Here is a 22012-nt window from a genome sequence, read left to right as displayed (position 1 = left end):
TAATAGCTATAAAAAATAAAAAGCCAGCATTGCTGGCTTTTTATCTATTAAACGCCGGTAGGTGTTAGCGCTTATCGATGCAGTTTTGCAGCAGCTGCTGCCAAAAGTCGATGCCTTTGCGCCTTGCTAGTTTAATGTTGTGCTCTGGGATAGATTCGGGTTCATTGTAGCTGTCTAACGCTTCGCTCATGCTGGCTTCACGGATCAAATGCAGTGTTGGGTAAGGTGCACGATTCGTATAGTTTGCAGCATCGCTGTCATCGCTATCAGCAAACACATAGTCAGGATGAAAGTTGGCTATTTGATACTTACCTTCATAGCCTTGCGCAGCTAAAAGCGCATTGGCTAAATCGACTAAATCTAAGAACTCTTCAAAATCCTTAAAGCCTTGCTCAAACATTAACAAAGTGGTTTCGCGCTCTGCTTGTTGGTCTAATGCGCTACATTGCTCAAGCATATCCATTACTGCATCATCAAGAGTAGTAGACTGGCTGATTTGATAATGAATGCAATTGCTTTCAACTTCTTTACGGGCAAATGGACAGAAATTGTATTTTACGATTACGCTTGATACCCATTCGCGCATTTGTATTTCTGGGCGATTCATCGCTTGCTTTGAAGTCACATTATTTCTCTATTCTATTTTACTTTTCTATCTTACTTTTCTAAGTAATGCTCAATTAAATTAACCGTTTTACTGATGGCGCCTTGATTGTTAGCAACGCATTTCGCAGCTTGTTGACCGAGCTTAATCGTCTTTTGTACATCAGTGCTCAAAGCGATAAGTGTGTCAGCAAGGTGATTTTCATCGGTAACGGTTTTAGCTCCCTGAGCACTAATCAGTTCAGGATAAATATGGTCGAAGTTATAGGTATGAGGGCCTGCTAATACGCCAACAGAAAACGCTGCTGACTCTAACGGGTTATGGCCGCCTCGCTCTATTAAACTACCGCCAACATAGCTGATGTTTGCCACACCATATAAGCATTGTAACTCACCTAACGTGTCAGCTAACACAACTTGTTGGTTGTTATAGTTATCTTCACTGCGACGACTAAAGCTCAAATTTGAGCTTTTTAATATCTCCGCGACTTTATCAAATTGCTCTGGGTGACGTGGAGCAATAATCAAAAGTGCGTGGGGTAACGCTTTTAATAGCTTCTCATGAGCAGTTAAAATAAGCTCATGTTCAACAGGATGAGTGGAGCCTGCAACCCAGATAAAGCGCTCGTTGTTATACTGTTTTTTTAGTGCTGCAACTTTATTTAATTGCTCTTCTGTAGGCGTGATATCAAATTTAATTGAGCCAAATACGCGTGCCTTTTCAGGTTTTAAACCAAGTTCAATAAAACGTTTGGCATCATTTTGATTATGACTAGCAAGATCGCTAATAGACTGCATGATCACCTTAGTTAAAGGCATTACCTTTTGGTAGCCTTGCTGTGATTTAGCTGAAAGCCGGGCATTTAAAACAAGTACTTTTGTGCCGGTGTTGCTGCTTTGCGCCATCAGGTTTGGCCAAAGCTCAGTTTCTAAAATACACAGTACCTTTGGCTGGATTCGTTTTAAAAATCGATTGGTAGCGAAGAAAAAATCAATCGGTAAATAACTACAGCTAACCGCATCTTTAAAGTTATTTTTTACTTGCTCGCGACCTGTTGGGGTATTACAGGTTACTAAAATAGTAAGCGCTGGATTTTCTGATTGAACAGCCTTAATAAGCGGGGTTGCCGCTAACACTTCACCAACAGAGGCACAATGAAAAACAACATCGTGGTGCGATAAATTCGAAAAGCCAAAGCGCTCAGCAAAATGCTCACGGTAACCCTTATTCTTTTTGCCACGTAAAACATACAGGTAAAAAACAACCAGTGGGCTTAGTAGGTATAAAAGTAAAGAGTATAAAATGCGCGCCATAATTTTTAATATATAGAGTTTTAGGGTAGTTTAACGCTAATCGAGCTGTTGCCAATAGTTAGTCTACATATAACTGTAATTATCCAGTCGATATTCATAAAAGTACGATAAACTGAACACAAAGAAATAAATCTGTGGAATAATAACATTATTACTCCTGCCAAAGTTTGTTCCAAAGAGGGATATTCATGCCTGAATTAGATTCTGTAGCAGCAAGCTACTTAGAAAGTTTGAACCGCCATCAAATGTTATTTGAAACGATGGATACATATCACCCAGAAGTGATGCAATTACTTGAAGTATGTCACAGCGCTTTACAAGCTGGTGGTAAGGTAATTTGGTTTGGTAATGGCGGTAGTGCGGCTGATGCACAGCATTTAGCTGCTGAGTTTGTCGTACGTTACAAATTGGAACGCGGTCCACTTGCTTCTATCGCATTGACAACAGATACTTCAATTTTAACCGCTCACAGTAACGACTATCATTTTGATACTGTATTTGAGCGCCAAGTGCAGGCGTTATGTAAACCTGAAGATTTGGTGATTGGCTTAACCACCTCAGGCACTAGCCCTAACATCAATCTTGCACTGGCAGCGGCAAATGAAATTGGCGCCTTTACAGTCGCATTAACGGGCCGAGATGGCGGTAAAGTAAAAGATATCGCTAAGCTACCTATTATCATTAAAAATGATGAAACAGCGCGTATCCAAGAGGCGCATATGTTCATCGGACATTGGCTATGCGAAGCCATCGATATGGTTGTAGCGGAGCAAAAGTAATGGATTTAGCGTTACTAAAAAACCTTTCAAAGGCTCGTATTTTAGTCGTTGGTGATGTCATGCTAGATAGATATTGGCATGGCGATTCAGGGCGTATTTCGCCTGAAGCCCCTGTACCTGTTGTTAAAGTCAGTAAATTTGAAGACAAAGCTGGTGGTGCAGCAAACGTAGCAAAAAATATTGCCCGTTTAGATGGTAAAGTGGGCCTACTAGGTTTAGTTGGTGAAGATGAAAGTGGGCAAATCCTCGAAACAATTTTAAGTTCGGAGAAAATTGATTCTCAATTAGTGAGTGTTTGCGATTTACCGACTATTTCTAAAATGCGAGTAATCAGCCGTCATCAGCAAGTTGTTCGATTAGACCTTGAAGAGAGCTTTACTGAGCAACACAGCCAATTGTTATTAAACCGTTTAGAGCTGGTTTTAGATGACTACGATTTTGTGTTGTTTTCTGACTACAACAAAGGTTCTCTGAGCTTAATTCAACAAATGATTCAGGTTGCAAAGAAAGCGGGTAAAACGGTACTTATTGATCCTAAATCATCTGATTTAAGCTTATATCGTGGTGCTGATTACATAACCCCTAACTTAAACGAGTTTAAGCTTGCTGGTGGTTTGACGGACTCTGAGCAAAACTTGACTGACAGCGCACGTAAGCTAATCACTGAAGCAGGCATCGCTGCTATGTTGTTAACTCGCTCAGAGCAGGGTATGTCGTTAATTAGCCAAGCAGAAAAACATGATTTTGCAGCCCAGCAGCTTGAAGTTAGCGATGTTACTGGCGCAGGCGATACCGTAATCGCGACGCTTGCAGTGATGCTTGGTGCGGGAATGGCAGCAAAAGATGCGGTCGAAATTGCCAACCTTGCTGCCGGAATTGCGGTGAGTAAACTGGGTGCCGCAACTGTGTCGCCAGAAGAGTTGAGCCGTAAGCTTGGTCAATATTTACAGCAAACTGGCGAGCATTACCAAACGCCTTTTGAAGATGTGCTTCAGCACATTGAGTTTGCTAAGCAAAATGGTGAAAAAATAGTTTTCACTAATGGTTGTTTTGACATCCTTCACGCAGGCCATGTGCGCTACCTAGCACAGGCAAAAGCACGAGGTGACAGGCTGGTTGTTGGCTTAAATAATGACGAATCAATCTCTCGTTTAAAAGGCCCAGAAAGACCGATTAATCCATTGGATGAACGTGCCATGGTATTAAGTGCGCTAGCGTCAGTTGATTGGGTTATTCCATTTGGCAGCATTGAAGAAAATGACACGCCAGCTAAGCTTATTGAGCAAATTAGCCCTGATGTACTGGTTAAAGGCGGTGATTACACCGTTGACCAAATTGCCGGTGCCGAGCATGTGTTACGCCATGGCGGAAAAGTCGAAGTACTTGAGTTTCTTAATGGTTGCTCAACATCAAACGTAATTAGCAAAATCAAAAGTTAATAAAAAAGCCAACATGTGTTGGCTTTTTTGATTCTAAAAGTTCATTTCATATTTCATAAATGCGGAGGTTTCAGTGTCTGATTCCTCCATTGATTTATTCTTAGCAGCCAGAGCACCGAAAGAGATTCTTCCTTGTAATGCTAACATTCTGTAGCGCAGTTCTAGTTGTGTGCTATCAATGGCATTTTTAGTGATTGTATGCCCTAAATCTGGGTTGCTAGGGTAAAGATCTACATTGTCGTTGTTATAATCAACTTGGCGCAGTTTAACCTGCCAATCGTTGCCATTTCTATGCTGCCCAAGCACTGTGAGTACAAGGGATTCTGTGTCGTTATCAAATGTAGAGCCTATCGTTCTTCCTTGGTAGCGATAACCAGAATTATATTTACCATGCTCGTAATAGCAGTTATTGAAGATTTCAGCACCAGGCACAGATTCATCACCAGAGCATGAAACCACAGTATCAATGTATTCAATGTTTACTTTGATATTTTGCTCTGCAAATGGAATTGTTGTTTCTACACCTGCTAAATACGCTCTGTCTGCGGGTTTAAAGTAGCTACTAGCGTCTTCGCCAATCGTACTTACATAAATAGCGTACGGGTATGAATAGAGAGTATCTGACCAGCGTAAATCAATACCTGCCAGTTGGTTGCCTAATTTTGACTTTTCAGCTTCAGTACAGTCTTGCGAACCATCAGGACAAGTACTTTTACCTGAAACCATATCAAAAAATTCTGAGATAGATTGGGGTTCACCATCCCCGCCCCATTGTGCAGACCAGCTTAGAGCAACTTCAAGTTGCTGAATTGGCCTAAAGTTCACTCGGCTACTCCAAAGTAGCGCATCAGGGACTGCTCGGGTTGATTCAAGCTTAGCCATTTGAGTTGTTAAGCTCCAAGGACCAATCCAGCTCAACCAAGCTGATTCAAAAGCGGTGGCTTTTTCACGACTGATGCTGAAAGCTTGTAAAGGTTTACTATTCGCTGTGAGAATTAGACTGTTGTCAACACCTGGTCCCCAGAATTGTTCAACTGCACCTGCACGAAAGACCCAATTGCCAATTTTATAGGCAAGGTAACTATGGTCAAAAGTAATATCATCACAGTCAGTAAGCGCTTGATGATCTTCAGCTATGTCTGATTGTTCCATGCCCTCTAGATAGCATTTTCGACCATCAGAACGATAATTAACTGCTAGTTTACCAGCTAAACTTTCACCTAAATAACTATAAGCGACGGTCGCTTCTGATTTTTGTGTGTTGGTGGCGCCAAAACTCGTGGCTGGTAATGTATCTGTTGATAGAAAAACTTCAGTATGGAAATTGTGCTGTTCGGTATTTTCGGCTTTATATCTGTGTTGTACTCGAAGTAAAGCATCTTGAACAAAACTAGGTAATTGCTCTAGTGTGGTGTCATTTAATTCATCAATAAAGCTATTCCACATTAGCGGGTATGTAGTTACAGGAGCTTTAATCACTCCTGTATCCGCTAATAATTGAATGTCGGCTCGTAAGCCATAGTCGTCTGGTTTAACCCAAGGTTCAGCAGCTAGAGGTAGACTAAATGCGCTAGCAAGAGCGAGTAATAAAAGTGTTTTTTTAGGCAATGCTTAATTCTCGGTTTGTTTTTTGGGACTAGAAGTCTACCAACCCTACATGATGATTGCAGTAAATAATTCACAACGAGCAATTCGTCTAGGTATCGTAAAAGGAACTCAATTTGATGTATAATCTGGCAAATTTTATAATTTAAAGTGTAATGGAAAAAAAACGCCTTTTATTTATCCCCGTGTCATCATCTGAAGGAATAGGTGAATACATGCGTTCGTTATCATTTGCTCATTATTTAGATGAGAGTTTTCCCGATCGTTTAGACATCCACTTTTTATTAAATAAACATACAAATTACGCCCTTGATTGCCCATTTGATACAACACTGATAGAGCAATCAGCGACAAAAGAAACGCGTAAAGTTAATCAGTTAATTGAAACATTTAAGCCTAACTTGGTTGTTTTTGATTGTGCAGGTAGAGCAGCCCAAATGAAAACAGCAAAGCGTGCAGGGGCTAAAGTGGTGTTTATTTCACAGCATAATAAAAAAAGAGCGAAAGGCTTAAAGCTAAATCGTTTAAATTTAATAGATAAACATTGGGTTGCACAACCTGACTATTGTATTGAAAAAATAAGCTTCAGTGAGCGATTAAAGCTTAAGCTCTTCCCTTTGTCACCTCCGGTAAATGTGGGTCCTTTCTTCTCTCAGTCATCAAGTACCGAAACGTATCAATTGTTAGCTCAGTTAAATCTTACGAATGAAGGTTATTTTTTAGTAAATGCTGGGTCAGGTGGGCACGGTGAAAAAAACCAGTTATTTGCTGATATTTTTTATCAAGCAGCGAAGAAAATAGCTGCTGAAACAGGCTTGAAAGGTATCGTTGTTTTTGGTTCTAACTACCCAAACGATCTACCTAAAGATGATACCCTGATCATTTTAAAAAGTTTACATGCAAGTGAATTTGTTGGTGTATTAGCACATGCTAAATTTGCAGTGTTATCAGCAGGGGACAGTTTATTACAAGCTATTTCACTCAAAGTCCCCACTGTTGCTGCAGCAATTTCCAAGGACCAACCGAAACGTTTGCAAAACTGTGTTGAAAGTAACTTAACTTTAGCCGCAGACCCAACGTTAGACAGTTTAAGTGACGCTGTTAAACGATTACTGGAACCTACAACTTATCAAGCAACTAAAAACGTTTTGGCGAAAATAAAACCGCATAATGCCAAGAAAGAAATGCTGCAAGGCGTGTCTGAGTTATTGTTTGGGGTTTCTAAATGAAGGTTGCCATAGTTATTGATTCTTTGGTTGGCGGTGGGGCTGAGAAAGTCATGCTGACGCTGGCTGGCGAGCTTTTGGCTCAACAACATGAAGTTGTCATTCTTAGTTTAGCGAATTCGATTGAATATACCTTACCATCACAACTAAATGTTGAATGTTTGTTTGACCATAAAGCAAAAAAAGTTGATAGGTTCTGGCAACTAAAAAAAAGCGTAAAACGTATCGAAAATTGGTTTGCACAATACCAATCTAAAAACGGGGAATTTGATCTCGTTTTATCAAATTTAGATCGCAGTAATAATTTGTTAATTTGCAGTACTGTTAAACATGTTTTCTATGTCATTCATAACTCAATTACGGCTGAGTTAAATAGACAAAAGAAACTTGGACCATTTGCTTATCAATATTTACTGAAAAGTAAAAAGCGCTTGTCAGGACAAAACTTAATTTGTGTTTCTGAAGGTATTGAAAGTGAAATTAAGCAGCAAAAGTTGATTGCTCCCCGCACTATCACAACAATTTTTAACCCGTTTAATGTTCAAAGCATAGTCAAAAAAGCGAGTGAAGCTGAGTTAGGATTACCACGTGAGCCCTATATTATTCACGTAGGTCGTTTAGCCAAACAAAAAAGACATGATGTTTTATTTTCAGCATTTGCTAATTTAAATACATCCCATAAGCTTGTTTTATTATGTAATAAAGTTAATAAAGCTGCCAAACTCGGTCGCCAGCATGGTATTGAAGATAGGCTTATTTTGCCAGGCTTTCAGCAAAACCCATATGCTTGGATTAAAGGCGCTGATGCTTTGGTACTGAGTTCAGATTATGAAGGATTACCCACTGTTCTCATTGAGGCGCTCATACTGGGTACGCCAGTTGTAAGCACCGATTGTACTCATGGACCAAAAGAAATCTTAACGGGTAGTTTAGCCAAGTATTTAGTTCCTACAAATAACCCTGAGGCTTTAACTCAAGCTATTGAGTCTGTGTTAAACGATAAGCCAGAGGTTGTTGATGCAGAAATACTATCAAAAATATCAGCAACACAAGTTGCAGAAAACTATTTAGCATTGGCCCAAAATCGATAATTAGTTCAGCAATGCTTGGTAGTCACACACCAGTGACTGCCAATCACTTTGTTGCCAATGCATCACTTCATTACGGCCTTGCTCTTTTGCAAACGAACGGGCAAGGCGCTTGATGTTTTCTGTTTGCCAGCTAGCATGTGGCTGTTTGATTTCACCGCGGTCAAAGTCGATGATAAACACCTTACCTGTGTCATCGAACAGTATGTTATTGATGTTTAAATCTGCGTGATAGACGCCGTGATTGTGAAACTCGCTGAGAGTCACTGCTATCGCTTTTAGCTCAGACTGGCTAAGTGGGCGCGTGATTAAAATATCTAGCACGCTTTTTGCGCCTGTTACTGCCTCGGTAATGATATCGCCGCGATAGATTAAGCCACGGGTGGTCACTTTTGCTGCAATGGGTGTAGGCACATTTAGGCCAAGCTCAATTAAGCGCATCATCAGTGTAAACTCTTTATAGACACGAGTTTGCTTTAAACCAAAATATAAGTACTGATCGCTCAGCAACTTACCTATTAAACCACCACGCCAATAGTGGCGAAGAACGCCTGTAAGCTGTTGATGTTTAAAAAACCACGCTGTTGCGCGACCTTTTTTTGCTCCAACGATTTTATCTTGTTGTTGCCAATAATTGGCATCGAACCACTGTTGCGTGAGCTCATCTTTATAAGCTGGGTGACACAAAAGGGTGGTGTTCTGCAGATGCTGAGTTTCAAACATAACAACTTCAAGATTAAATAAAATTAGCGCTATCTTACCGTATTTTTAGCTTTTCGCATAAGTGCTTGCATTAGCATCAAGTTAATTTAAGATCGCATATTATTTGCTGTAGCTAAGGGCGCACGTGACTCAATCAACCTCCTATTCAGATATTTGTATTTTAAGGCTTTCGGCTATTGGTGATGTATGTCATGCCGTATCAGCAGTGCAAGCAATTCAAAAGGCACATCCGAAGGCAAAAATTACTTGGGTGATTGGTAAAGTTGAGGCCATGTTACTGGCCGATTTACCAGGTGTTGAGTTTGTTGTATTCGATAAAAAACAAGGCAAACAGGCTTATCAGCAACTAAAAGATACGTTCAAAGGGCGTAAATTTGATGTGCTATTACATATGCAAGTCGCACTCAGAGCGAATCTAGCAGCCCGTTGTATTCCGGCAAAAGTCAAAGTGGGGTTTGATTGGGCGCGCTCAAAAGAGTTACATAGCTTGTTTATTAATAAGCGTATTGCCCCGCAATCAGAGGCGCATGTATTAGAGGGCTTTAAAGGTTTTGCTCAAGCAATTGGGACGCCTGATTACAAACCTCAATGGAAAATGCCAATTACCGAACAGCACCAACAAGCAGCCGATGCGCTATTAGGTGAAGAACGTTTAGCCGGGCGTATTTTTGTTATCTCGCCTGCGGCAAGTAAAAAAGAGCGTAATTGGTTACCTGAGCGTTATGCTGCACTTGCTGAACATGCTCATCAACAAGGCTTTTCGGTGGTTATTACTGGTGGCCCAACCCCTTTAGAAATTGAACTTGCCGAGCAAATTATCGCGCAGAGTTCGGCACCTGTGCTTAACTTAGTAGGGAAAACCCAACTAAAAGAACTGTTATGTGCTTTGAAACGTGCGGCGTTAGTGCTAGCTCCTGATACTGGGCCTGCACACATGGCTGTAACGGTAGGAACGCCTGTTATTGGTTTGTATGCCCACTCAAACCCAAAACGCACAGGGCCTTATTTATATCAAGATTATGTTGTTGAGGTTTATCACCAAAATTTACGTGAGCAAACAGGCAAAACAGCGCAAGAGCTACCTTGGGGAACACGCGTTAAAGGGGCTGATTTAATGGCGCAAATCAGTGTTGAAAAGGTGATTTCGATGTTTGACCACGTGGTAGATAAAGAGCAATTGTAATGAGCAAAGTTTTATTTTTAGACCGTGATGGTGTGGTCAATATTGATCATGGCTATGTATACAAACCAGAAGAGTTTGAATTTGTACCCGGTGTATTTGAGGCGTGCAAAGCCTTCGCTGATGCGGGCTATCAAATTGTGGTAGTAACTAATCAGTCAGGTATTGGCCGGGGTTATTATGCAGAGCAAGATTTTTATAACCTCACTGAGTGGATGAAGGGCGAATTTTTACGCCATGGCGTTACTATTCTTGATGTCTATTTCTGTCCGCATCATCCAAGCAAAGCTGAGCCTGCCTATTTGCAAGAGTGTATTTGTCGCAAGCCTGCCCCAGGTATGCTTTTACAAGCCATTGATGAGCATCAAATCGATCCATCTCAAAGTATTATGGTTGGTGATAAGCTTGGCGACCTTATTGCCGCTGAGAGAGCCAATATCGCTACCCGCGTTTTAGTTCGTTCAGGGCAAAGTTATGCCGAGTCAACTGAACAACACGCCGATGTAGTCTGTGAGTCTTTAGCTGAGTTACCTGCTTTAATTTTACAGTCTTAGCAGGTAAGACCAGTTTTATTTCGCAAGCCTTAAGGCCTGCGACGAACTGCAAACAGTGCAATTGTTCGTCTAAGCTTTTACAATAGGCGCAAAATTTAATGTCATGCTAATCATTTCTGGTTAGATACAAGAATATGTGGAGATTACAGATGAGAGCATCTGCGTTTTTTAATCAGTTGCAGCAGCAAATTGATGAAGTGAAAGCTGAAGGCTTATACAAAAGCGAGCGTGTTATCACGTCACAGCAACAGGCTCAAATTGAAGTTGCCTCTGGTGATAAGGTCATTAACTTTTGTGCTAATAACTACCTTGGCTTAGCAAATAGCCCAGAGTTAATTAAAGCAGCTCAACAAGGCCTTGACGATCATGGTTTTGGTGTTGCGTCTGTACGCTTTATTTGTGGTACTCAAGATATTCATAAAACTTTAGAGCAAAAGATCTCTGAGTTCTTAGAAACCGAAGACACTATTCTTTACTCATCATGTTTTGATGCCAACGCAGGTTTATTCGAAACAATCTTAGGCCCAGATGATGCAATCATCTCTGACGCGCTAAACCACGCTTCGATCATTGACGGTGTGCGTCTTTGTAAAGCAAAGCGTTTCCGCTATGCAAATAACGACATGAGCGACCTTGAAAAACAACTTATTGCTGCTGATGAAGCGGGTGCTAAAACTAAGCTAATCGCCACTGACGGTGTTTTCTCAATGGACGGCGTAATTTGTAATCTAGAAGCGGTTTGTGACCTAGCTGATAAATATGATGCATTAGTGATGGTTGATGACTCTCACGCGGTTGGTTTTGTTGGTGAAAATGGTAAAGGTACGCCAGAGTACTGCGGTGTACTAGACCGTGTTGATATCATCACAGGTACCCTTGGTAAAGCACTTGGTGGCGCATCAGGTGGTTACACTTCAGGTAAAAAAGAAATTGTTGAGTGGTTACGCCAACGCTCTCGTCCATACCTTTTCTCAAACTCACTTGCACCATCAATTGTTACTGCATCAATTAAAGTACTTGAGATGCTAAGCAATGGCGGCGAATTACGCGCTAAGCTTTGGGATAACGCAAAGTATTTCCGTGAACAAATGGAAGCAGCAGGATTTACCTGTGCAGGTAAAGACCACGCTATTATCCCTGTCATGTTAGGCGATGCTAAAGTTGCCTCAGCCATGGCTGACAAATTACTTGCTGAAGGTATTTACGTAACAGGTTTCTCATTCCCTGTAGTACCAAAAGGCCAAGCACGTATTCGTACGCAAATTTCTGCGGCGCATACAAAAGAGCAATTAGATACCGCTATTGCTGCCTTTACCCGTATTGGTAAAGAAATGGGTGTTATCTAATTTTATTTCCTAAACCGAAGCTTTTGCTTCGGTTTTGTTTAATTGAGTGTAAATCATGAAAGCATTATCTAAATTAAAAGCAGAACCAGGGATCTGGATGACTGATGCGCCAAAACCTGAAGTTGGCCATAACGATCTGCTTATTAAAATCCGCAAAACAGCAATTTGTGGAACAGATGTCCATATTTATAAATGGGATGAGTGGGCACAAAATACAATTCCTACGCCAATGGTTGTTGGTCATGAATATGTAGGTGAAGTGGTTGATATGGGTCAGGAAGTACGTGGTTTCCAAGTGGGTGACCGTGTTTCTGGCGAAGGTCATATTACCTGTGGTCACTGTCGTAACTGTCGCGCTGGTCGAGTGCATTTATGCCGTAATACAACTGGTGTTGGTGTAAACCGCGAAGGTGCATTTGCTGAATACCTTGTGATCCCAGCTTTCAACGCATTTAAAATTCCAGATAACATTCCTGATGAACTAGCATCAATCTTTGACCCATTCGGTAATGCAGTGCACACAGCGTTGTCGTTTGACTTAGTAGGTGAAGACGTATTAATCACAGGTGCTGGTCCTATTGGTATCATGGCTGCTGCTGTTGCCAAACATGTTGGTGCACGTCATGTGGTTATCACCGATGTAAACGAATACCGCTTAGATTTAGCACGTAAAATGGGCGCGACTCGTGCTGTAAACGTAGCAACTGAAAAGCTTGAAGATGTAATGAAAGAGCTTGGCATGACCGAAGGCTTTGATATTGGTCTTGAAATGTCAGGTGTGCCAGTTGCATTTAACAGCATGCTAAACAACATGAATCACGGCGGTAAAATTGCCATGTTAGGTATTCCACCTTCAGATATGGCGGTTGATTGGAACCAGGTTATTTTCAAAGGTCTAATTATTAAAGGTATTTACGGCCGTGAAATGTTTGAAACTTGGTACAAGATGGCGAGTCTAATTCAGTCAGGTCTTGATCTGAAACCAATTATCACTCACCAGTTCTCCGTGGATGACTTCCAAGCAGGCTTTGATACAATGATTTCAGGCCAATCAGGTAAAGTAATCCTCAACTGGGATTAATACCGAGTAATTTGATAAGGCGGCTTTGGCCGCCTTTTTAGTTTAGAGAGTACTATGTCGTATAAACATATTTCAGTGAGCGATACGTTTGCGCTGTTAGATAAAGAAGAGGTTGTGATTGCTGATATTCGCGATCCTAACTCATTTCAAACTGGGCATATCCCAGGCGCTGAGCATTTATCAAATGCTAATATCAGCGAATTTATGATGCATAAAGAGTTTGATCAGCCAATCATCATTGTTTGCTACCATGGTGTGAGTTCTCAAGGTGCTGCGAGCTATTTAGTAGAGCAGGGGTTTGAAGACGTATACAGCATGGATGGTGGCTTTACAGCTTGGCAGACACAACTTCCGGAGCACATTGAACGATGATTGAGTTGGGTAGCATAAATAATCCTCGCGCCGCACAAGGCTTTATAGATTACATAAAAAGTAAGGGCTTACATGGAGAGCTGCGCTCGCAAGATGGACAAACTGTGATTATTTGTGTTGCTCCAGAGCACTTTCATCAAGCTCAACCTCTTTGGCAGGAGTTTGCTGCTAACCCTCATGACGAAAAATACCAACAAGCTTCATGGCAGGTAGGCAGTACACAATCGCCTCTGTCATATCAAGGGCAATCCCTTAATTTAAAAGCTCGCTTTAAGGCATTAAGCTGGCTAAACCGTACAGTTACTTTAGTCTCGATAGCTATATTTATTGCCTTCTTATTAGGTGGTTTTGAAACTATTTACAGTATGTTGCAGTTCAACCCTGCACAGCCACTAACTTGGTTTACACCTGCCATTGTGCATTTTAGCGCTATTCATCTTATTTTTAATTTGATCTGGTGGATGACGCTGGGTAACGATATAGAAAAACGCAGTGGCAAAATAACCTTAGTGGGTTTATTTTTAGTGACGGCATTCATTAGTAACTGGGCACAGTTTTTAGTAGTTGGGCCTAACTTTGGTGGTTTAAGCGGCGTTGTGTATGGCTTACTGGGTTTTTGTTGGATTTACAGTGTAATGAGGCCAACAGAGCCGCCACTAGTAAGTAATAGCATCGTTGGTTTTATGCTGGTTTGGCTTATTTTGGGCTTTGTAGATATGTTGCCTGTGAGTATGGCGAACTGGGCGCATTTAGCAGGGTTATTGGCTGGTATGGCTTATGCTGTGTCAGACAAGCTGCTTTCACGCAAATAATCGCGTAAATAAAAATGGCGGCTAATGCCGCCATCTTACAATTAATGATATAAATACTTAGTAAATAACACTTCTCGGACAATTTCTTGTCCTGTTTCTTGTTTTAGTAGTGCTTTTAGCTTTTCGGTGCAGCGCTTTCTGATTTCTTCGCGACCGGTAAGCGATTTAATGTTTTCTTCAGGCTCTTTTGAGAGTATTTCAACAATCGCATCACGCAATAGTGGAGTGTGATGTTCTACGATTGCGATATCAGATAGATCATTGAGCATGAGATCCACCGTTATACGAACATAGCCAAGCTTTTTATTACCTTGACCTATGTAGTTTGTGATGATGTCAGGCTCAAAACCAAAGTAGCCAACATTTGATTCAGCGCGTACAGACCAACTTGTTGCAGTAACAAGTAGCATGCTTATCAAGTAAATTGATAACAATGATTTTTTCATAGTTAAGAATATTCCACCCTTTCAATGATTTTTAGTCTATACCCAAATTCACTTAAGATACAGGCTGTTCTGCGTTTTTTAACCCTGCTTGAGATTAAATCATGACTTTTTCGAAACGTGCAGCAGTGATATCATTTGCACGGTTTTTAAAAATAATGAGTCGTTGTGATCACATTCCCAGTTTCATTAGCTGCAAATTGGCAGCCTGCTTCAGCATTTCCAGATTTGACGCAACAACAGCAAAGTTGGTTGCTTGAAGCTGGGTCATTAACAGCCAAGCTTAAAAGTCACTGTCAGGCCTTTTCAGTTGAAGTTTTAAACGAAGCACCCTTTGACCTAACCTGCGAGCAACAAGCGTTACTCAATACCTCTCTAAGTCAGGCTTTAAACCGCGAAGTGTTACTTCTATGCGATGGTAAACCAATGGTTTATGCACAAAGCTGGTTGCCGGCAGATGATACATTAAAAAAGCAGCAGTTACTAAGTATGGGAACAAGGCCGCTTGGTGACGTTATTTTTCAAGACCCAAGCTTATCGCGCACAGAAATAGAAGTTGCTGAGTTTTCACAGCAGCACGCTATCCAAGCTTTAACATCTGAAATTGGCTTCTCTTCAAAACCATTGTGGGGAAGACGCAGTGTTTTTAGCTTATCTAATGCTCATTTTCTCGTGGCTGAAGTATTCTTACCTGGAGCATATATTTACCTATGAAGCTAGCTGCACTTAAGGTCGCACATATACCTTACTATAAACAGTTAATGCGTACCGATAAGCCAATTGGCACCTTGTTACTATTGTGGCCAACTTATTGGGCGCTGTGGCTTGCTGAGCTTGGCACACCGAGCTTATTAAATTTTGTGGTTTTTAGTTTGGGCGTCTTTGTGATGCGCAGTGCTGGGTGTGTAATTAATGACTTTGCCGATCGTAAAATAGATGGCTCTGTTAAGCGCACAGCCCAGCGACCGCTGGCAGCAGGTTTGGTATCAAGTGGTGAAGCTCTGAGCTTATTTGTACTGCTTATTGTGGTGGCCTTTGGTTTAGTATTAACACTAGGGTGGTCAACGATATTACTGTCGTTTGGTGCCTTAGCACTGGCTTTCTGTTATCCCTTTATGAAACGCTACACGCAATTACCGCAAGTTGTGCTTGGTGCTGCATTCAGTTGGGCTATTCCAATGGCCTATATGGCATCAATAGGCTCAGTACCATTAGAAGCATGGCTCCTATTTACCGCGAATCTTGTGTGGACTGTGGCTTATGACACTATGTATGCCATGGTTGATAGAGATGATGATTTAAAGATTGGCGTTAAATCAACGGCAATCTTGTTTGCCAGCTATGACAGACACATCATCTTTTTACTCAATGCCTTGTTTATTACGATTCTTGCTTACATAGGTATGAGTAATCACCTTGGCTTGCCTTATTGGGTGGGCTTAGCTGCAGCGGTTGGTTTTTTACTTTATCAACAAATGCTTATTCATAAACGAGAACGAGATCCTTGTTTCAAAGCATTTTTGAATAACCATTATGTAGGGTTAGTGATTTTTATCGGTATAGCAGCATCCTTGCCACTGCCATTTTAATTACCTTGGTGGGTCGATAATACCGCTGATTGAGGCATTTTTTCTGAACCAGCCTGCAATAGAGTAGCGTACATCGTTTGCGGGTAATACTTCATGCATAAAGCGTTCGCTTTCAAACATAACCAATAAGCCCGCTTGAGGTTTAATGACTATTTCAATGTCTTTACTTTTTGGTTTGTAGATCACCAATTCACCGCCAGACTCTGGCGTATTTAAGTAACAAACCGTTGTAAAAATGCGATTCGAACGGCCTTTGAAGGCATCATAGTGCTTTTTATAAAAGTCACCTTGTTGATACTTTGCATAATGGCATTCATAATCAAATAAGCCTAAATAGAAGCTACGGTTTAACTGTGTCTTTATTGCTTCCATGGTCGCCAGATAAGTAATTTGTGCTTGGCTAGAGCTATCAAACCAAAAGGTTTTATCTTTACGCACAGTTTTATCTATTTGTTGGTCGTTTAATCGGCCAATACCTGCGGTATGAAAATGCGGATTAATGCGATAGCAATCTGCAATTAAATCAGCAATTAAGCTTTCATCAATCGCGTTTTCAACAACAGCATATCCTGTACGTTCAATAGCATCTAAGTATGTGTCGGTAATTAGCGGTGCGGTCATTCATGTGCACAATCAAAAAAAGGTGCGTAAGTGTATATGAAAAATTCTGCGATGCACGCTTTTTATGCATTAAAAGATGAAGAAATAAAGCGGATTGGCTAGCCTGATTAATTACAGGCTAGCAGTATATATTATAGCTATTAGCTTTGGCTTGATAACGCCGTTTTTTCAATGAGGTCAAGTAAATGACTAACATGAGAATTCTCATTGATTTGTTGATTTGTTTGGATCACAAGCTGCTCGTGTGCGATACCTTTATTGGTTTTCAATAACAGTAAATCTGGATCTGAAGAGACAATATTTGTGTGTTCAATACTGGCTATTGCGATGTGGTTTGACTTTTTAAGGCCATCCATTACTTGCTCGATGCTACCTACTTTGATGCTTGATGTTTTATCAAAAGATTCGATAGCATCGTTTAGCATAGCTTGCACTTGTTTAGACTGTGAAAAACAGCTGTACATAGGGTAGTCTGCAAAGTCGCGTTTACTAATGTCGCTCTTATGCGCAAGTGGGTGGTTTTTAGCTACAAAAATAATCAGTTGATCAGGTAAATGTATATCACTACCAATGCTGTTCATTGCCTGCGAGCATACGCTAATATCAATTTCACCTAATTGCAGTTTACGTACAAGTTCACTTTGCTCTTGTAGTTGCATCTCGATTTTTACATGCGGATACTGCGCTAAAAATTGGCCGCAAGAAACAGGCACAACCGTGCTTGCTTTGTTGGTATAACCAATAACTAATTTTTCGTTAGTGCAACCGTTTAAAGATTCGAATAAACGCTTTTTGGTTTCTTCTAGGTTGTCGAGGGTTTGTTTAGCGTACTCAAGGAAAAGTTCACCTTCTTTGGTTAACTTAACTGAGCGTGTAGAGCGGGTAACGAGCTCATAACCAATTTCATCTTCGAGCGTCTGAATACTGCGAGTTAACGCTGAAGTGCTGATTTGGGTTTTTTCTGCAGCTTGTCGGAAATGCCTCAGCACCCCGAGCGCCACAAATTGTTCAAGTTGTTCAAATCTCACTTTAATAGTCCCTTGTTATAAGTAAGCCTTTTACGTCCAGGCAATATTATTATACTTCACGGTAGGCATAGTAAATTATTGTACCTATTTTGGGAAGTGTTTTACAGAAAAGTTACATCTAATCAGGATAACGGTCCTTAATCTCTAAGAAAAGTGGTAAATTTTCAAGTAATAAGTCGACTAGAATTGGATCAAAATGTTTCGCCCGCTGATCTTTTATGAGAGTTAACGCCTCTTCTAATGGCCAAGCCTTCTTATAACAACGGTCGCTGCAAAGGGCGTCAAACACATCGGCGAGGGCGGTTATGCGGCCAACTATATTAATATCGTCTGCCATTAAACCTTGCGGATACCCTGAACCATCCCACTTTTCATGATGCTGGTAAGAAATTAAAGCACCGCATGTCAATATCTCGTTACTTGAGTTTTTTAATATTTCATAGCCGATTTCTGCATGGGTTTTCATTATTTCCCACTCACCATCAGTGAGTTTACCAGGTTTATTCAATATGCTGTCTGGAATGCTGATTTTACCTATGTCATGTAATGGTGAAGCAAGCTTAATGATTTCACATTGAAATGGGTTAAGCTCTGAAAGCTGAGCAAGTAATTCACTATATAAAGCAACACGTTTAACGTGAGAGCCGGTTTCTTTAGAGCGTTTTTCTACTGCTTCTCCAAGAATGTACGACAGCTCTTTTTGCGACTCTTTTACCATTTCTCTGAGTTTTAAATTATCGTAAGCAAGCGCGATATTGTTGGCATAAAACTCTAACAGTTGATGTTCTGTGGCCTGTAACTTACTGCCTTTATGAACATAAAGCATGGTTTCAAGGCCGGCTTTGGTAGGGAAGTAACCAATATAATCATTACTTGTTTTTAGTGATGATTTTCGCTCATGTGCATCTATAAATAAGTTTTTTACTTCATCAGGAATGGTATTTTGCTGTGGTGTGGGGCCTACACCTGAGGCTGCAAGTAATTGAAAATCTTTTGCTGGTGACGATTGTAGATTAACGGCCGCAGCACAATAAATTTGCGTGTCATTAATGCCCATCACGTTAGTAACATGGCTTAAAATTGTTGAAGCAAATTCATGAACACTGTCACATTTTAAAAAGTTAGCAGACGCGTTGATGATCTGTTCAAGACCATGCTTGTGCCGGTCTATAATTTGAATATCGCGATGTGCTCTTAACGCCGAGTAGAGCAAGGTTTTAATTTTAATCGCGGTGAGCTCAGTTTTGTTTTTATAATCGTTAATGTCGTAATCGCGGATAATCGCTTCTTCAGGGGCTTCACCTGGCTGACCTGTGCGAAGAATTAAACGAATATCGTGGTTTTCTATTTCATCGCGAATGTATTGAATAAGCTCAAGACCAGCATGATTGGTTTCCATTACTACATCAACTAGAGCAACAGAAAAGGGAATATCTTTTTTTAAAAACTCTTTTGCTTCCGCCGCAGAGTAGGCGTCATAAAAGCGCAGACCTTTATTTTCGAAAGTGAAGCCAGCTAATACTAGTTTCGTAACTTGATGGATATCTTCTTCATCATCAACAACAAGAATATGCCAGTATTCAGGCTCTTCAGTTTCTATATTATTTTCTTCTAACTGTTCTTCAGAAAATAAGAAATCATCCACAAAAACACCACTTATTGTTGTATCTCATACAATAAGTATAGAGGCAGAAATTTACTCTGCCTTATCTGAAACTGGTTTTTTTTCGATATTCTTTAATTCGATTTCAATAGCATCACAAGAAATGTGGATCTCATACAAAGAGGTGAGAAGTGATAAGGCTAAGCAAGCGAGGCTGATGCCAAATAAAATGATTCCAGTAGTATTAAACTCAATAAATAAAGCAAACATTGATAAGGTACACATTAAAAAAGAGGCAACGCCATAAACCTGCATAACCCGAATGAGTTTAATGCGTTTTCTTAAATTGGTAATTTGCGCAACAACTAACGGGCGGATACTTTCCCCTTCACGTGCATTGAGCTCTCGAATAAGCTGAGCAAGCACCAAAAAACGGTTGGTGTAAGCAAGTAACAGTAAAGAAATTGCTGGGAATAACAGTCCCGGTGTTGTTAAAGTCATGTGGCTACCTTGAAATAAGCATTGCAGCGAAGTTAGTTGCTAGCGTAGTTTAGGATTTAAAGATAGAAAAGTAAAAGGGAAGTGATTTGCAAAACAATAATTTAAATCAACCTGCTAAGCAGGACCCATTCGCTTGGGTGAAAGTGTTTCAGGCTGAAAATGGCTTAGAAGCCAACATTATTAAAGGGCTTTTAAAAAGTAAAGGGATCGAATCGCAACTGCAAGGTGAGCTTTTACAAGGTGCGCTTGGAGAGATCCCATTTGAACAAACAGGGGTCGATATACTCGTTTACGCATTAAAAGAGCGCCAGGCGCAAGAAATATTGCTAAACTACCGGCAATTAAAACAATCGGCTCCTGACTGGGTATGTCCTAAGTGTCATGAGCTTAACGGAGCAACATTTGAAATATGTTGGTCTTGTGGGACTGTAAAGAATGACAAAAGCGAATAATTTTCAACGTATTAGAGAATTAAACTATTTGCAAAAAGCGGTTTTAGGTGGCGCATTACTTGAGCGTATGCTGCCTAATTACAGCTTATTTAGTGAAGCAACAGGGTTTGGTGATGCCGCGGTTTTTCGTAGCGCATTAAGTGTCTGCTGGGAAAAAATCTTACTACCAAAAAGTAAAATCAGCCTTGAAAAGCAAATTGAAAAAATAGAGCCGAATGTGCCAGAGCTTACTGACTTTGACATGTTCGGGACTTATCCCGCAATCGATACAGCAACCGCTTTGCTTGGCATGTTGCACGGTTTGATAGCTAAAGATGAACAAGAGTTTTTAAATATTAGTAAAATTTCACAGGCTTCAGTGGCTCGTTTTATTGAATATCAACTAACAGTAGATGGTGAAATTGCTGATAACAAAGCTGTTCGTGAACACCCTTTAATGCAGTATGAAATTGATGTGCTTGCAGAGCTTATTGATTTTGTAGAGCAAATGGGCCGAATTACCTCAGAGAACGTAAAAGAGCTTAAGCAACTTGCTGTATCTGACGGCCAAACCAACATAGGTATTGCAATTTAATATTCAGTAATGCGTATTTTCACTGTAAAATACGCGTTTGTTTTTTCTTGGCGGAGTAATTGATGCGAATTTTAGGTATTGAATCATCATGTGATGAAACGGGTATTGCCATTTATGATGATGAACAAGGCTTATTAGCACATCAACTGTATAGCCAAGTAAAAGTGCATGCCGATTACGGCGGTGTGGTACCTGAGCTTGCGTCACGCGATCACGTACGTAAAACCTTACCTTTGATTGATGCTGCTTTTGCACAAGCTGGTTGTGGCCCAGAAGACTTAGATGGCATTGCTTACACCGCAGGCCCTGGACTTGTTGGTGCACTCCTTGTGGGAACTTCTATTGGTCGCTCGTTGGCCTATGGTTGGAATATTCCTGCTGTTGCTGTTCATCATATGGAAGGCCACCTACTTGCGCCAATGCTTGAAGAGGACAAACCGGAATTTCCGTTTATCGCACTACTGGTGTCTGGCGGTCATACTATGATGGTTAAAGTATCTGGCATTGGTGAATACGAAGTGCTGGGAGAGTCAGTTGATGACGCTGCCGGTGAAGCATTCGATAAAACCGCGAAGTTATTAGGTCTTGATTACCCTGGTGGCCCACGTCTAGCAAAACTTGCGGAGCAAGGTACGCCTGAGCGTTTTGTATTCCCACGTCCGATGACTGATAAACCAGGCTTAGATTTTAGCTTCAGTGGCTTAAAAACAGCAGCGTCTCTTGCGATTCGTGATAGCGATGATGACGAGCAAACCAAAGCTGATATTGCTCATGCATTCCAAACAGCGGTAATAGATACTCTAATCATTAAATGTAAGCGTGCATTAAAGCAAACAGGTATCAAACGTTTAGTGATTGCCGGTGGTGTAAGTGCAAACGTGCAATTGCGTGCGCAACTTGAACGAGTAATGCAAGGCATGAAAGGGCGCGTTTATTACCCGCGCACAGAGTTTTGTACAGATAACGGCGCTATGATTGCTTATGCTGGTATGCAGCGTTTGAAAGCAGGTCAGTTTGCTAGCCTTGATATGAAAACAAAGCCGCGCTGGCCTATTGATTCACTCGAAGCACTTTAATTT

Annotated in this window: 24 protein-coding genes; 15 read left to right on the top strand and 9 right to left on the bottom strand. The window is 40.8% G+C overall.

Annotation, left to right across the window (positions count from 1 at the left end):
* Positions 1–64: 64 nt before the first annotated feature.
* Together VRK28_RS06070 and waaA are read right to left on the bottom strand one after the other, a co-directional pair.
* Positions 65–607, bottom strand: coding sequence for a DUF1415 domain-containing protein (locus VRK28_RS06070; protein ID WP_062566595.1), 543 nt, complete (start codon positions 605–607; stop codon positions 65–67).
* 50 nt (positions 608–657) lie between these two features.
* Positions 658–1917 (bottom strand): lipid IV(A) 3-deoxy-D-manno-octulosonic acid transferase, encoded by a 1260-nt coding sequence (gene waaA / locus VRK28_RS06065; RefSeq protein ID WP_062566439.1) that lies wholly within the window; start codon positions 1915–1917, stop codon positions 658–660.
* A gap of 188 nt (positions 1918–2105) precedes the next feature.
* Here waaA and VRK28_RS06060 point away from each other — a divergent pair, with 188 nt between their 5' ends.
* Positions 2106–2696 carry a D-sedoheptulose-7-phosphate isomerase gene (locus VRK28_RS06060; RefSeq protein WP_058585836.1) on the top strand — a complete coding sequence of 197 codons (591 nt, stop codon included), beginning with the start codon at positions 2106–2108 and terminating at the stop codon, positions 2694–2696.
* A complete protein-coding gene (gene hldE / locus VRK28_RS06055) occupies positions 2696–4135 on the top strand; it encodes a bifunctional D-glycero-beta-D-manno-heptose-7-phosphate kinase/D-glycero-beta-D-manno-heptose 1-phosphate adenylyltransferase HldE (protein ID WP_062566438.1) in 1440 nt (479 codons plus the stop codon). Before VRK28_RS06060 ends, hldE begins: the two co-directional genes overlap by 1 nt.
* Before the next feature lie 33 nt (positions 4136–4168).
* On the opposite strand, the gene VRK28_RS06050 is transcribed toward hldE, so the two are convergent.
* Positions 4169–5743, bottom strand: a complete 1575-nt coding sequence (locus VRK28_RS06050; RefSeq protein ID WP_062566437.1) for a capsule assembly Wzi family protein — start codon at positions 5741–5743, stop codon at positions 4169–4171.
* Positions 5744–5955: 212 nt separating this feature from the next.
* Between VRK28_RS06050 and VRK28_RS06045 the strand changes: the two genes are divergently transcribed.
* Together VRK28_RS06045 and VRK28_RS06040 are read left to right on the top strand one after the other, a co-directional pair.
* Positions 5956–6969, top strand: a complete 1014-nt coding sequence (locus VRK28_RS06045) for a glycosyltransferase family 1 protein (protein WP_244269410.1) — start codon at positions 5956–5958, stop codon at positions 6967–6969.
* Positions 6966–8057 (top strand): glycosyltransferase, encoded by a 1092-nt coding sequence (locus VRK28_RS06040; RefSeq protein WP_062566435.1) that lies wholly within the window; start codon positions 6966–6968, stop codon positions 8055–8057. Before VRK28_RS06045 ends, VRK28_RS06040 begins: the two co-directional genes overlap by 4 nt.
* Here VRK28_RS06040 and VRK28_RS06035 read toward each other — a convergent pair whose 3' ends face one another.
* Entirely contained in the window at positions 8058–8777 is a 720-nt protein-coding gene (locus VRK28_RS06035; protein ID WP_062566434.1) for a 3-deoxy-D-manno-octulosonic acid kinase, read from the bottom strand.
* A gap of 124 nt (positions 8778–8901) precedes the next feature.
* Between VRK28_RS06035 and VRK28_RS06030 the strand changes: the two genes are divergently transcribed.
* The 6 genes from VRK28_RS06030 to glpG all read left to right on the top strand — a co-directional run bounded on the left by VRK28_RS06030 (position 8902) and on the right by glpG (position 14122).
* Positions 8902–9960 carry a glycosyltransferase family 9 protein gene (locus tag VRK28_RS06030; RefSeq protein WP_062566433.1) on the top strand — a complete coding sequence of 353 codons (1059 nt, stop codon included), beginning with the start codon at positions 8902–8904 and terminating at the stop codon, positions 9958–9960.
* Positions 9960–10511 carry a D-glycero-beta-D-manno-heptose 1,7-bisphosphate 7-phosphatase gene (gene gmhB / locus VRK28_RS06025; protein ID WP_062566432.1) on the top strand — a complete coding sequence of 184 codons (552 nt, stop codon included), beginning with the start codon at positions 9960–9962 and terminating at the stop codon, positions 10509–10511. The genes VRK28_RS06030 and gmhB overlap by 1 nt, the downstream gene beginning before the upstream one ends.
* Before the next feature lie 149 nt (positions 10512–10660).
* Complete coding sequence (locus tag VRK28_RS06020) at positions 10661–11857, top strand: glycine C-acetyltransferase (protein WP_054560964.1); 1197 nt, start codon at positions 10661–10663, stop codon at positions 11855–11857.
* A 55-nt stretch (positions 11858–11912) separates the two neighbouring features.
* Positions 11913–12938, top strand: a complete 1026-nt coding sequence (gene tdh, locus VRK28_RS06015) for an L-threonine 3-dehydrogenase (RefSeq protein WP_054551064.1) — start codon at positions 11913–11915, stop codon at positions 12936–12938.
* A gap of 54 nt (positions 12939–12992) precedes the next feature.
* Complete coding sequence (gene glpE / locus VRK28_RS06010) at positions 12993–13310, top strand: thiosulfate sulfurtransferase GlpE (RefSeq protein WP_062566431.1); 318 nt, start codon at positions 12993–12995, stop codon at positions 13308–13310.
* The gene (glpG, locus tag VRK28_RS06005; protein WP_062566430.1) at positions 13307–14122 is read left to right on the top strand and encodes a rhomboid family intramembrane serine protease GlpG; all 816 of its coding nucleotides are present in this window, start codon (positions 13307–13309) and stop codon (positions 14120–14122) included. The genes glpE and glpG overlap by 4 nt, the downstream gene beginning before the upstream one ends.
* Positions 14123–14163: 41 nt before the next feature.
* On the opposite strand, the gene VRK28_RS06000 is transcribed toward glpG, so the two are convergent.
* Positions 14164–14532 (bottom strand): flagellar basal body-associated protein FliL, encoded by a 369-nt coding sequence (locus VRK28_RS06000; RefSeq protein ID WP_371351978.1) that lies wholly within the window; start codon positions 14530–14532, stop codon positions 14164–14166.
* Between the two features lie 201 nt (positions 14533–14733).
* On the opposite strand from VRK28_RS06000, the gene VRK28_RS05995 reads away from it, so the two are divergent.
* Both VRK28_RS05995 and ubiA read left to right on the top strand, forming a co-directional pair.
* Entirely contained in the window at positions 14734–15279 is a 546-nt protein-coding gene (locus VRK28_RS05995; RefSeq protein WP_062566429.1) for a chorismate--pyruvate lyase family protein, read from the top strand.
* Positions 15276–16154 carry a 4-hydroxybenzoate octaprenyltransferase gene (gene ubiA, locus VRK28_RS05990; protein ID WP_062566428.1) on the top strand — a complete coding sequence of 293 codons (879 nt, stop codon included), beginning with the start codon at positions 15276–15278 and terminating at the stop codon, positions 16152–16154. Before VRK28_RS05995 ends, ubiA begins: the two co-directional genes overlap by 4 nt.
* Here the strand turns inward: ubiA and VRK28_RS05985 are convergent, their stop codons facing one another.
* The 4 genes from VRK28_RS05985 to VRK28_RS05970 form a co-directional block, all read right to left on the bottom strand.
* Complete coding sequence (locus VRK28_RS05985; RefSeq protein WP_062566427.1) at positions 16155–16775, bottom strand: 2OG-Fe(II) oxygenase; 621 nt, start codon at positions 16773–16775, stop codon at positions 16155–16157.
* Positions 16776–16915: 140 nt separating this feature from the next.
* Positions 16916–17803, bottom strand: coding sequence for a LysR family transcriptional regulator (locus tag VRK28_RS05980; protein ID WP_054560958.1), 888 nt, complete (start codon positions 17801–17803; stop codon positions 16916–16918).
* Between the two features lie 118 nt (positions 17804–17921).
* Positions 17922–19448 (bottom strand): response regulator, encoded by a 1527-nt coding sequence (locus VRK28_RS05975; protein ID WP_062566426.1) that lies wholly within the window; start codon positions 19446–19448, stop codon positions 17922–17924.
* Between the two features lie 51 nt (positions 19449–19499).
* Positions 19500–19907, bottom strand: a complete 408-nt coding sequence (locus tag VRK28_RS05970; RefSeq protein WP_054560956.1) for a DUF2721 domain-containing protein — start codon at positions 19905–19907, stop codon at positions 19500–19502.
* 86 nt (positions 19908–19993) lie between these two features.
* Here VRK28_RS05970 and VRK28_RS05965 point away from each other — a divergent pair, with 86 nt between their 5' ends.
* The 3 genes from VRK28_RS05965 to tsaD all read left to right on the top strand — a co-directional run bounded on the left by VRK28_RS05965 (position 19994) and on the right by tsaD (position 22009).
* Positions 19994–20359 (top strand): putative signal transducing protein, encoded by a 366-nt coding sequence (locus VRK28_RS05965; protein WP_055198283.1) that lies wholly within the window; start codon positions 19994–19996, stop codon positions 20357–20359.
* Positions 20343–20933, top strand: coding sequence for a YjaG family protein (locus VRK28_RS05960; protein WP_054551075.1), 591 nt, complete (start codon positions 20343–20345; stop codon positions 20931–20933). Before VRK28_RS05965 ends, VRK28_RS05960 begins: the two co-directional genes overlap by 17 nt.
* 62 nt (positions 20934–20995) lie before the next feature.
* The gene (tsaD, locus tag VRK28_RS05955; protein ID WP_054560954.1) at positions 20996–22009 is read left to right on the top strand and encodes a tRNA (adenosine(37)-N6)-threonylcarbamoyltransferase complex transferase subunit TsaD; all 1014 of its coding nucleotides are present in this window, start codon (positions 20996–20998) and stop codon (positions 22007–22009) included.
* Positions 22010–22012: the final 3 nt, after the last annotated feature.

Source organism: Pseudoalteromonas sp. P80D2 (assembly GCF_036680945.1).
Taxonomy (GTDB): domain Bacteria; phylum Pseudomonadota; class Gammaproteobacteria; order Enterobacterales; family Alteromonadaceae; genus Pseudoalteromonas; species Pseudoalteromonas shioyasakiensis.
This window is presented reverse-complemented; position numbering and strand designations above follow the sequence as displayed.